A 12,560-nucleotide genomic window follows, 5' to 3' on the forward strand; every position below is an offset into this window, starting at 1 on the left:
TCACTTCCGTTTCGTCCACAGCTGCTTGCCGCTACTGCTTCTACCTACGACGGAACGCTCCCCTACCGATTAATCACTTAATCCCACAGCTTCGGTACATCGCTTAGCCCCGTTCATTTTCGGCGCAAGAGCGCTTGACTAGTGAGCTATTACGCACTCTTTCAAGGGTGGCTGCTTCTAGGCAAACCTCCTAGTTGTCTATGCACTCTCACCTCCTTTCTCACTTAGCGATGATTTGGGGACCTTAGCTGGTGGTCTGGGCTGTTTCCCTCTTGACAATGAAGCTTATCCCCCACTGTCTCACTGGCAATGTGTGCTCTGGGTATTCTGAGTTTGTCTCGATTTGGTACCGGTCTCCCAGCCCGCACCGAAACAGTGCTTTACCCCCCAGATATATTCATTACCGCTGCGCCTAAACACATTTCGGGGAGAACCAGCTAGCTCCTGGTTCGATTGGCATTTCACCCCTAACCACACCTCATCCGCCGATTTTTCAACATCGGTCGGTTCGGACCTCCACTTGGTGTTACCCAAGCTTCATCCTGGACATGGTTAGATCACCAGGGTTCGGGTCTATAAACACTGATTATCGCCCTTTTCAGACTCGCTTTCGCTTTGGCTCCAGCATTCTCGCTTTAACCTACCAGTGCCTATAAGTCGCCGGCTCATTCTTCAACAGGCACGCGGTCATCCGTTGAATCGGACTCCCACTGCTTGTAAGCTGATGGTTTCATGTTCTATTTCACTCCCCTTCCGGGGTTCTTTTCACCTTTCCCTCGCGGTACTGGTTCGCTATCGGTCACACAGTAGTATTTAGCCTTACGAGGTGGTCCTCGCTGATTCACATGGGATTCCTCGTGCCCCATGCTACTCGGGATTCAGCTACTATCTATAAAGTTTTCGACTACAGGACTTTCACCTTCTCTGGTGCAGTATTTAGCTGCTTCGTCTAACCGCTAGATTCGATATCGCTGTCCCACTACCCCAAAGAGTAAACCCTTTGGTTTAGGCTTTTCCCCTTTCGCTCACCACTACACGGGGAATCTCTCAATTGATTTCTCTTCCTCCAGCTACTAAGATGTTTCAATTCGCTGGGTTGGCTCTTGACTGCCTATATATTCAGCAGCTAGTATTTAGGGTTGCCCCATTCGGACATCTCTGGCTCAATGTTTGCTTCCAACTCCCCAGAGCATTTCGTCGGTAACCACGTCCTTCTTCGCCTCTGTGTGCCTAGGTATCCACCATCAGCCCTTATTAGCTTGACCACAATTCCATTGGTTGCTATCCGCAAACACAACTACTATTACAAATAATGTCTGTGTCTGCCTGCTATCTATCGCGTTACTATGCAGTTTTCAAGGTTCTGGCTGGCTCAAACCCAGCAGTTCGACTTTGTATAATTGTCGATTGCTGAATTTATCCACGATCTTTTATCTTATCACACTCTCACTGTCGCCACAAATATCATATCGTCTCTAGCTTTTGACTGCCATTGGTATATTCACTTTTGTGACTGTCACAGTACTGTAGAGCATGTGGAGGTTAGCGGACTCGAACCGCTGACATCCTGCTTGCAAAGCAGGCGCTCTACCAACTGAGCTAAACCCCCATCAACAATTCAAAATTCAAAATTCAAAATTCAAAAGTAAAGTGTTTACTTTTGGCTTTTGGCTTTTAACTTTTGACTTGCTTCAGGTGGGCCATCCTGGACTCGAACCAGGGACCTCACCCTTATCAGGGGTGCGCTCTAACCACCTGAGCTAATAGCCCAAAAAGAACCTCAATATAGTTTGAAAGCCTCAACAATTTCTGCGACCGACCTAGGGTATGACCATCTCAATATCTATTAACTGTGTGTTCTCGATATCTGAGTTGGGTAGGTCTCCCTAAAAGGAGGTGATCCAGCCACACCTTCCGGTACGGCTACCTTGTTACGACTTCACCCCAGTCACCAGCACTGCCTTAGGCATCCTCCCCCCGAGGGTTGGAGTAATGACTTCGGGCGTTGCCAGCTTCCATGGTGTGACGGGCGGTGTGTACAAGGCCCGGGAACGAATTCACTGCAGTATGCTGACCTGCAATTACTAGCGATTCCGACTTCACGCAGGCGAGTTGCAGCCTGCGATCTGAACTGAGCCACGGTTTATGAGATTTGCTTGCTATCGCTAGCTCGCTGCCCTTTGTCCGTAGCATTGTAGTACGTGTGTAGCCCAAGACGTAAGGGGCATGCTGACTTGACGTCATCCCCACCTTCCTCCGGTTTGTCACCGGCAGTCTCTCTAGAGTGCCCAACTTAATGCTGGCAACTAAAAACGAGGGTTGCGCTCGTTGCGGGACTTAACCCAACATCTCACGACACGAGCTGACGACAGCCATGCACCACCTGTGTTCGCGCTCCCGAAGGCACTCCTACCTTTCAGCAGGATTCGCGACATGTCAAGTCTTGGTAAGGTTCTTCGCGTTGCATCGAATTAAACCACATACTCCACCGCTTGTGCGGGCCCCCGTCAATTCCTTTGAGTTTCACACTTGCGTGCGTACTCCCCAGGCGGGATACTTAACGCGTTAGCTCCGGCACGGCTCGGGTCGATACAAGCCACGCCTAGTATCCATCGTTTACGGCTAGGACTACTGGGGTATCTAATCCCATTCGCTCCCCTAGCTTTCGTCCCTCAGTGTCAGTTGCGGCCTAGCAGAGCGCTTTCGCCACCGGTGTTCTTCCTGATCTCTACGCATTTCACCGCTACACCAGGAATTCCCTCTGCCCCGAACGCACTCTAGCCATGTAGTTTCCACTGCTCTTATGAGGTTGAGCCTCACTCTTTAACAGCAGACTTACATAGCCACCTGCGGACGCTTTACGCCCAATCATTCCGGATAACGCTTGCATCCTCCGTATTACCGCGGCTGCTGGCACGGAGTTAGCCGATGCTTATTCCTCAAGTACCGTCATTTTGTTCTTCCTTGAGAAAAGAGGTTTACAACCCAAGAGCCTTCCTCCCTCACGCGGTATTGCTCCGTCAGGCTTTCGCCCATTGCGGAAAATTCCCCACTGCTGCCTCCCGTAGGAGTCTGGGCCGTGTCTCAGTCCCAGTGTGGCTGATCATCCTCTCAGACCAGCTACTGATCGTCGCCTAGGTGCGCTCTTACCACACCTACTAGCTAATCAGACGCGAGCTCATCTCTAGGCAATTAATCTTTCACCTCTCGGCACATCCGGTATTAGCCACCGTTTCCAGTGGTTGTCCCCGACCTAGAGCCAGATTCTCACGCGTTACTCACCCGTCCGCCACTGTGTCCGAAGACACCGTTCGACTTGCATGTGTTAAGCATACCGCCAGCGTTCATCCTGAGCCAGGATCAAACTCTCCATTTTGTGATGAATTCGTTTGTTTAGCTCTTTTGACTGATTTTAACCTCAGTCAGGTTATTTTCTTTACTGACGCAGGCTAATTGTTGTATACTGGCTTTCAAACTATAATATTTTCAAGGTTCGGTGTCCCTCCGGCGTCGCTCTTTCGCGCTCCGCTCTCAGGCACTTATCTAATATATCGAGCCTATCTTTTTTTGTCAACTCTTTTTTTCGGAAAATTTTTTCGAGTTTATTTTTGCGTCTCACAACTGCCTACAGTGCTGGGTTTAAGTAACAATGATGGATGCACTGTGGTGACTAAGGAAAGGTAGAGCGTGAATTTTCAATCGGTAATAGCGTCATTACATGAATTTTGGGGGAATCGGGGTTGTTTGATTGCCCAACCTTATGACATTGAGAAGGGAGCAGGCACCAAAAATCCGCATACTTTTTTGAGAGCGCTGGGGCCAGAACCTTGGGCTGTCGCGTATGTGGAACCATGCCGTCGTCCTACGGATGGACGCTATGGTGAAAACCCCAATCGCTTTCAATACTATTACCAGTATCAAGTTCTGATTAAACCTTCGCCAGATAATATTCAAGAGATTTATCTCGATTCCTTGAGGGCGTTAGGTATTCGTCCAGAAGATCATGATATTCGCTTTGTCGAAGACAACTGGGAAGATGCGACGGTAGGAGCTTGGGGTACTGGTTGGGAAGTGTGGTTAGACGGAATGGAAATTACTCAATTTACCTACTTCCAACAATGCGGAGGGATTGACTGTCGTCCTGTTTCGATTGAAATTACTTATGGACTTGAGCGATTGGCAATGTATCTCCAGCAGGTGGAAGCTATTACTAAGATCCAGTGGACAGACAGTATTACATATGGTGATGTGTTTCTCCAAGCTGAAATTGAACAGTGTACTTATAACTTTGAAGCGTCGAATCCGGAGATGTTGTTGACACTGTTTAATTTGTATGAGCAGGAAGCTACTCAATTGACGGAGCGAGGATTGGTTTTACCAGGCTTAGACTATGTAATTAAGTGTTCGCATACTTTTAATTTGCTGGATGCGAGAGGTGTAATTTCAGTTACTGAGAGGACTCGCTACATTGCTAGGATTAGGCATTTGGCACGGAAGGTAGCTACTTTATATGTTGAGCAAAGAGAGAAGCTGGGTTTTCCGTTGCTTAAAAATGCGGAAGTTAAATAGTTAGGACTCAAACAAAAATCGCTTTTATGGTTAATTGATCCAAATTGCCAAGAACGCCAAGAATCCATAGAGTATACTTAAGCCCTACTAACCCAGATTTCTCATAACTTAGAAATCTGGGTTAACAACTTAGAAGCTAATGAGGATAAATATAACTTCGCCTAGAATACTATGAGTAAGGATCGGAGTGTTGTTCTGGTGAGACTGGTTGCTCGGTAGGTGGCGGTTCGGGAGGAGAAGCTTTGATCTGAGTTTGCAGAGCTTTACCGAGAACATAGGAAGTACTGCTAATACCTAATAAACCTAAAATCTGATCTGGAATAGCGGTGGGAAATGCTGGTGGTTTGCTACTAGTAATTATCAACACTAAACTCATGGAAATAACAAAGGTAAATATCAATAGCTGAAAGCGTGCCAAGCTTGCATCACCTGTGCTTTCACTCAGCAACATATCGAGATTAATACCTCTTTTTTTATCAGGTTTGTAATTCCAAGTTCCTTCCCAAATAAATATGAGAATGAATATTTCTAAAACTGCCACAAAAATGGTGATAGCACAACCGATAATCAGCGCCAGGACTACGAAAATATCGTTAATATTAGGCACGCTCTGTCCTCCGTTGTTTAAGAATTGAAGATAACTTACCCCACAAATAGGCAAAGTTACTTCCTCCTAATGCAAATAGAAATTCTGTTCTGATTCTAGGCATACTACAAGAAAAATGCGATACTTTACATATATTTAGATTATGTCTAAGGTCAAATAAGTAGTAAACAACAAATATTAAACTAAATAACAATAACTGCAATCGCTCTTGACTATATTTGCGATCGTCTGTCTTGTCATATAGTAAATTTTTCAGATTTATTTTCTTTTTAAAAATCAGAAAAATAATAGAAGAGATTAAGCCTACAAGAAACAGCCAAATCTCAATCTGAATAAATTTAGATAAGACATTAAAGCCCCATTGTATTTCCAAAATGTACCCTCCAACTTAAATATTGTGTTATTGCAATGCCTGCTAATACAGTCAATATCCTAAAGGGTGATTATTTTTTATACAATAGGTTAGATAAAATTTATTTTTATCTAAAATAATTTGATTTATCTTAAAAATTATTAACTTAAAATTGAAAAAATATTTTTAAGAGGCTATATTTTGGGGCTTTAGTACTAAATTAAACTTTTGCATCACATAACACGCTTTTCAACAACTATTGCAATGCTTATACATACTTACCATTAAACCCAAGATAGTATGGTAAAGAATCCAGTCAAGACTATACCAACATTTTTGAGCGTGCATTGACATAACTTAATCTTGGGAATTATTGTGAGGGAATAGGTAGGCGATCGCAGCACAACCAGATACAGTTAATAAGCTAACCAAAAATGCAGCCAATATAAAAGTAGACATATCAAGAGTTGTTTTGTTGTGTTTGTATAGTACTTACGCAATGTCTGCCTGTAATTTTGTGCAGCATTCCTGAGGAAAACTATATTTTTCTAATTTTTAAGCTAGCAATTGAATATGACACAGCCATGACTACCTTGTGTCAATTTATTGTATATGTAACAATTCGCACCCTACCTCAACTTAGCAAATTGCATTTGATACTAAAGTTAAGATTGTCTCAATGCTTGTGTATGGCTCTATCGTACTGAGCTAATAAACATTGAAATTATAGATTTTAAATTTTGGAAAAAAGTGCCAATTCTTATACCCTGCTTTCCTACTTTATCAATCTAAGCTGTGTCATAGCTGATTTTGGTTGCAGGAGCGATGTCTTAGGCAATTTCTAGCCTAGAGTAACTTTAAGAGCGAACGACGAATGCCTAATTATCAGCTATTATCAAAGCTTTTCTCAAAAGCCCAACACTTGCATTGATTTTTCCAATACTTCTTTGGGACGAAAAGGTTTAGTTAGATACAGATCGGCACCCACATCAATTCCTTTTTGCTTATCAAATTCTTGCCCTTTAGCTGTCAACATCACGATGTAAATTTCAGTCATTTGCAGATCGTGCTTGACGGTATGGCAAACTTCTAAACCATTCATTTTAGGCATCATTACATCAAGAAAAACCAAGTTCGGTTTTTCAGTTTTAATAGTTTCGAGAGCTTCTTCTCCGTTTCTAGCAGTTAAGAGTTCAACTCCTTCGTCTTCCAATGCTTCTAGAGCTTGTTCCATCAAAGTCACGATATTAGGTTCATCATCAACAATCAAAATTTTCTGAGTCATAGAGTCTCCAAGTTGTTTCTAAGAAATTTGAATTATAGTCAGTTGCCATTCTCCTCATCTGCCTGCTGCTAAAATTAGCGTTCCGAAAGCATAATGAATAATACATTCTCCAACTCTTTTTCAAATCTGAGAGTTTTAACTAAGTCAGTTTCTTGAGACAAGATAGAATCGATAACAATCATGTCAGGTTTCACTGAGAGAGCTTTCTTAATGCATTCTTGGGGATTGGAAGCTTCAATCACGTTGTAGCCTTGAGTTTGCAGTACATCAGATATGGTTTTTAATGTTGATGCATTTTTATCGACAACCAATACTTTTTTATTAGAAGTACCCTGAGAAAGTAGCGAACCAATTTCGCTGCGAAGTTGCTCTGTATTGATGGGCTTAGTGAGATAGCGATCGATGCCAATGTGATATCCGCGTTCCTTATTTTCGATAATGGATAGAATAACGATCGGAATGTCTGCGGTATGAGGATCGTTTTTCAGGACTGCTGCTACATCAAAGCCGTTAATTTGAGGCATCATCACATCTAAAAGAATTAAATCAGGGCGGTTTGCTTTGATTTGTTGAATGGCGTCCATCCCATCTTTAGCTTCTCGAACGTTATAGCCTTCGTTTTCTAGTTGTTGGCGAAGCAGTTCGCGAATATTGACATCATCATCTACTACCAGAATAGTTTTGCGGTTTTCTTCGAGTAGAGTGTTTGTGGTAATGACATGTTCTTTAAGTTGTTTAACCAATGCATCTAAATTTAGATTTGCATTGGTTTTTTGTAGATGCGTTAGCGGCTTGCCGAAAGCATCGCAAGTGTAGGTAGGAATGAGGAATGAGAAAGTACTGCCTTTACCTGGTTCGCTCTCTACCCAAATTCTACCGCCGTGATGATCGACAATTTGTTTGCAGATGGGCAGCCCTAAGCCTGTACCTTTGGGTTTGTCGGTGAGGGTGTCACCAACTTGGCGGAATTTCTCAAACACTTTGGGCTGGTCTTCAGGTGCAATGCCTATACCTGTGTCGATTACACTGATACAAACACCATCATTCTGTTGTTGAATACGACAGGTGACAGAACCAGATTTGGTAAACTTCACGGCGTTAGAAATCAGGTTGATCAAGACTTGCAATAAACGGTTGCGATCGCCTACGATTTGGGGCAATCCTGGTTCAATCTCGCTGATCAAGTGCAAGCCGTTAGTTTCAAATAAAGCGAATGTGGAAGTAGTTGCCCAATCGAGTAATTCAGTGGGGTCTAGAGGTTGCATCTGCCATTCCACCTTACCCGCTTCCATCTTGGCAATGTCTAAAACATCGTTAATTAAAGATGTCAACCGTTCTGCTTCCGATACAATAATGTTGAGATTGTCACTTACCCGCTTGATCGTTTTCTGAAGTTTACGGTCTTCGCTAGAAAGCATAGGAAACACATCAGTTTCTAGCTTTTCTTTAATAATCGAGGCAAAACCGAGGACAGAAGTTAATGGTGTGCGCAGCTCGTGGGAAACTGTGGAGATGAAGTCAGTCTTCATTTTGTCGATTTCTTTTTCCGCAGTTACATCTCGAATCAGCAGCGCTGACCCGAAGCAAGTAGCAGGTTCTTTATTTACTGCTGTTTTGAAAATGGCGGTCGCTACTGCTTGACCAATGCGTTCCTTCGCCAGTGCAATTTCAGCAGCAAACACTTCTTGCGGATTAGATTGGGTTTGTTCAATGAGATTTGCTAAACCAGCGATCGGCAGATCCCGATAATGACCGTTGAGGTTGGTAGCTGTTAATCCATGCATGGCTAAAAAAGCAGGATTGAAGTGAGTGATTTGTCCAGTGATATCTGTCACCAATAAACCATCTGCTAAGTTATCCAAAATCGCATTTAAACCCTGCGCTTCTGCTAAGGTATTTTGCAAGGCAGCTGTTCGTTCTGCAACTCTAGCTTCTAGTTCTTGATTTAGTTGGCGTAGAGCCATTTCTGCTTGCTTACGGGCAGTGATATCAGTATTAATTTCGAGTATGGCGCTAGGTTGACCATCAATGTCTCGTTGCAATGTCCAGCGGCTCTGGACAGTAATCTCTTTGCCATCATGGGTGAGATGTTGCACTTCTCCTTCCCAATTTCCTTGCTCTAATAACTCTGCTACAATTAACTCTTTCGGTTTGGGAAAGATTTTCTTGATAAATTTTTGAATATATTGGTCTTTTACTTCCTCACGCATCCAACCGTAGAGCCTTTCCGCACCTTGATTCCAGTACAAGATTTTGTCGGTCATATCGCGCACAATGATGGCATCGCTGGAATGATTCAACATATCTAATAAACGTTGATTCTCGGCTTCTGCTAGCTTGCGATCGTGAATATCTGTACAGGTGCCAATCCATTCGCGGATGCTGCCGTCTGCTTCTAAAACGGGGGCACCACAAACTGAAAAGTAGCGGTAGGTGCCATCCTTGGCACGTAGCCGATATTCGGTTTGATAGGTACTTCGGTTCGCCACCGCCGCGCTCCAAGCTTCAAAGGAATGGGCGCGATCGTCGGGGTGAATAGGATCGATCCAGCCCCAACCGTCAACTTCCTCTTCAGTTTGGCCTGTATAGGCAATCCAGGTGAGCATTTCACTGCTGATACCCAATCCTTCGGGAGAAGCCCCCCAAAAAATTTGTGAGGTAGCAGTCACTAAAGAGCTATATCGTTCTTTTAGCCGCTGATTTTCGGCTTCTGCTAACTTGCGATCGTGAATATCTGTACAAGTACCAATCCACTCTCGAACGCTGCCATCTTCTTCGATGACAGGGGCACCCCAAACCCAAAAGTAGCGATAGTTGCCATCCTGACCCCGAATGCGATATTCAAGTTGATACATGCTCAAGTTTGCTACAGCTTTACCCCAAGCTTCTCCGGTATAGCCGCGATCGTCGGGATGAACAGCATCAATCCAGCCTCCGTTTTCAGCTTCGGCTAATGTTTGCCCTGTGTAGGCTATCCAATCTTCCAATTCAAAGCAAATTCCTTCTGGCGAACTGACCCAAATGATTTGTGTATTAGTTTTGATCAAAGAGCGATATCTTGCTTCATTCTGTTTCAGGATTTTTTCAGATCTTTGGCTTTCTTTTTGAGCAAGCCTGATGTCGGTTATATCCTCTACACTTGACCAGATCAGCTGTTCTCCATCTTTTTCAATTATTTTTCCGGAAACTCTGACCGGAACTAAGTGCCCATATTGATGAATGAACTCCTGTTCGCAAGGCCCGTAGCGACCAGTGAGTTTCAAATCTTCTAAAATGGCTGGCTCAAGGGTATAACTAAGATTTAGAGCTTCCGGGACAGTACGACCTAAAATAGCAGCATAAGCAGGGTTGGTGTCAATTAAAGTCCCATCCATCCGGCACAATACCAGACCAACGGGACATTTTTCTAAAAGCTGACGATTGTATTCCTCAAGTTGGCTAGACATGGTTATTTCTTCAGTGGTGGATATGGGTAGTGTTGGAACAACAGAACCATGACAATAAGGTGGCGTAAAGCTTTAACGAAATCGGGTGGCGTTGAAATATTTGGTAGATCCGATCGGGTGATGTAGCGCTAACTTCTTGATTCTGCTGTGAAAGTCGCCGCAATAATTGAGTATGGCGCAGCAGTAGTTCCGTGGGTTTAAGTATGGGAGTTGTTGATGGAATGAAGCCGTCGGTATCGACAGAGGAAGAGAGGTTGGTGGTAGAAATTGGCGCAGCGATCGCTGTGGCAGCAATCTTGTTACCCTGCTTTTCCATAGTTTCCACAACTGCACAATTCACCGGAATTTGAATCCAGAATTCTGTACCTTTACTTGGTTGAGAACGGCATTTAAGAATTCCTTGGTGTTTGTCTACAACAATTTGGTGGCTAATTGCCATACCCAACCCAGTTCCTTTACCAATCTCTTTCGTTGTGAAAAAGGGATCGTAAATACGTTTGATTACTTCCTCCTTCATTCCCGGGCCATTGTCAGCAATCCGTATTACAACCCATTGATTGTCGATAACTTCGGTACGAATCGTAATTGTTGGGGGTGTCTTTTGGAATTCCTTGGGATCGCCAATGGCTGATGACTCTTCTAAAGCATCAATAGCATTTGCCAAAATATTCATAAATACCTGATTCAACTGTCCGGGATAGCATTCAATTAAGGGAAGTTCTGCATAGTCTTTGACAATTTCAATTTCCGGACGGTGAGTAGCCGCTTTCAGCCTATGGCGCAGAATCATCAGCGTCCCGTCAATCCCATCGTGGATGTTGACGGCTTTCATTTGGGATTCATCATGGCGAGAGAAGTTTTTCAGAGATTGGACAATTTCCACGATGCGATCGCTACCTAGCTTCATGGAATCCAGCATTCTCGGAAGATCCTCCATGATAAATTCCAGATCGATACTGTCTAGCTCTGATTCCATATCTGGCGGAATCACACAGAGGAATTTCTGATACTCTTGCAGCAGGTGCAATAAGTCTTGGGAGTACTCGGAAACATACCTTAAATTGCCGCAGATAAAATTCACTGGGTTGTTGATTTCGTGAGCAACTCCAGCAATAAGTTGCCCTAAACTCGACATTTTCTCGCTTTGGATTAACTGAGTTTGTGCGAGTTGCAGATCGTGGAGGGCTTGCTGAAGTTTTTGGGTTTGGGCTTTAGCTTGGGCAGTGGCATGAGTGCTTTGCTCGTAAAGTAAAGCTTTTTCAATAGCGATCGCAGTTTGCGAGGCAAAGATACTTACTAACTTCAGGTGTTCGGCTTTGTATGCATCGATTTTTGAGGTGCCAATAGCGATCGCTCCCAGTATCCTTTCCTTGGCTCTTAAAGGTACGCAAATCAGAGCATTAATGTTTTTCTCTCCCCAAAATCGCGGATCTGCTTGCACGTTATTGACAAGTTCTGCCCGCCCAGATTGTACAATGTCGCCAATAATACCCTTACCTGGTTCTGGCTGATTTTGGGCAAAAAACTCTCCAAATTCGCCAATAATTTCAAAATTAGTTGCATCTGGACTAAGGAGCAAGATAGTTCCCGCCGACGATTCCATCAATTGGCTGATTTCTTGAAGCACAAGTTGAGCAATCTGTCGTGTATTCAAACTTGTTGTCAGTTGCGTTGAGATATCCTCAAACAAATCAATTTCTTGATATCTCTCCAGCAGTTCTTTAGCGAGTTCTTTTTTCTCAGCTTCCTGTTTTGCCAAAAACGAGAGTAAAGTCGCTAGTAGAGTTACCTGTTCTTTTCCCACAACCCAACCGATGATTTCTCCTGATAGCTCTATTGGATAGCGATTTTCTGAAGTTTGCTCGCCAATGCTTATCAGTTTGGTACCGTCTAATAGTTCAACATCAAGCGCAATGTCGAGCTGAGAGACTAAATTTTGCAGCAAAGATGGTAACTCTTGTTTATTAAGAATCCTTCTGAGATTAACTGCGGACATCAAACACCTCATCTAGAGCAGGTTGCATTCCTGGCACTAAGTTTTTTAAGGTGAAAACGATCTCTGTTGACAAAAGTTGCAGTCTGAGGTTTCGATCGATCTGTGCGTTTTTGCGCGAGATGCGATCGCCACTACAAGCTTTTGCAGACTGTTTGATGACAATGAGGAATTGGATAGCATCGCTAACTACCCGATACATTTCTTCGGTAATTTGATAGCCAGGAATCTGAATAGTTGCTTCAGCATAGCTATCCGTTCGTCTAGCATCTCCGACAAACAGAGGAATTGCCATAACAGTCTAGGAA

6 protein-coding genes, 2 tRNA genes and 2 rRNA genes (1 of these 10 running past the window's edge) are annotated in these 12,560 nt (G+C 43.7%); 1 reads left to right on the forward strand and 9 read right to left on the reverse strand.

The annotated features are described in order from the left end of the window. The 4 genes from AACU33_RS04130 to AACU33_RS04145 all read right to left on the reverse strand — a co-directional run. Positions 1-1,265: ribosomal RNA gene (locus tag AACU33_RS04130) — 23S ribosomal RNA — on the reverse strand (it extends 1,560 nt beyond the left edge of the window). Between the two features lie 271 nt (positions 1,266-1,536). Continuing rightward, positions 1,537-1,609: transfer RNA gene (locus AACU33_RS04135), tRNA-Ala, on the reverse strand. Between the two features lie 87 nt (positions 1,610-1,696). Further along, positions 1,697-1,770 (reverse strand) — tRNA-Ile (locus AACU33_RS04140). 119 nt (positions 1,771-1,889) lie between these two features. Beyond that, a 16S ribosomal RNA gene (locus tag AACU33_RS04145) occupies positions 1,890-3,376 on the reverse strand. The 16S and 23S rRNA genes sit together here with 2 tRNA genes alongside, the layout of an rRNA operon. 311 nt (positions 3,377-3,687) lie before the next feature. Here AACU33_RS04145 and glyQ point away from each other — a divergent pair. Then, positions 3,688-4,569 (forward strand): glycine--tRNA ligase subunit alpha, encoded by an 882-nt coding sequence (gene glyQ / locus AACU33_RS04150; RefSeq protein ID WP_096587172.1) that lies wholly within the window; start codon positions 3,688-3,690, stop codon positions 4,567-4,569. Between the two features lie 169 nt (positions 4,570-4,738). Here the strand turns inward: glyQ and AACU33_RS04155 are convergent, their stop codons facing one another. The 5 genes from AACU33_RS04155 to AACU33_RS04175 all read right to left on the reverse strand — a co-directional run bounded on the left by AACU33_RS04155 (position 4,739) and on the right by AACU33_RS04175 (position 12,547). Then, the gene (locus AACU33_RS04155; protein ID WP_339375755.1) at positions 4,739-5,176 is read right to left on the reverse strand and encodes a hypothetical protein; all 438 of its coding nucleotides are present in this window, start codon (positions 5,174-5,176) and stop codon (positions 4,739-4,741) included. Between the two features lie 1,259 nt (positions 5,177-6,435). Continuing rightward, positions 6,436-6,813 carry a response regulator transcription factor gene (locus AACU33_RS04160; RefSeq protein ID WP_096587174.1) on the reverse strand — a complete coding sequence of 126 codons (378 nt, stop codon included), beginning with the start codon at positions 6,811-6,813 and terminating at the stop codon, positions 6,436-6,438. A 74-nt stretch (positions 6,814-6,887) separates the two neighbouring features. Further along, a complete protein-coding gene (locus tag AACU33_RS04165) occupies positions 6,888-10,259 on the reverse strand; it encodes a PAS domain S-box protein (RefSeq protein WP_096587175.1) in 3,372 nt (1,123 codons plus the stop codon). A 10-nt stretch (positions 10,260-10,269) separates the two neighbouring features. Beyond that, on the reverse strand, positions 10,270-12,255 hold the full coding sequence (locus AACU33_RS04170; RefSeq protein ID WP_096587176.1) for an ATP-binding protein: 1,986 nt from the start codon (positions 12,253-12,255) through the stop codon (positions 10,270-10,272). Further along, positions 12,242-12,547 (reverse strand): hypothetical protein, encoded by a 306-nt coding sequence (locus AACU33_RS04175; RefSeq protein WP_096587177.1) that lies wholly within the window; start codon positions 12,545-12,547, stop codon positions 12,242-12,244. Before AACU33_RS04175 ends, AACU33_RS04170 begins: the two co-directional genes overlap by 14 nt. Positions 12,548-12,560 lie beyond the last annotated feature (13 nt).

Source organism: Calothrix sp. NIES-2098, from assembly GCF_963875125.1.
Taxonomy (GTDB): Bacteria; Cyanobacteriota; Cyanobacteriia; order Cyanobacteriales; family Nostocaceae; genus Aulosira.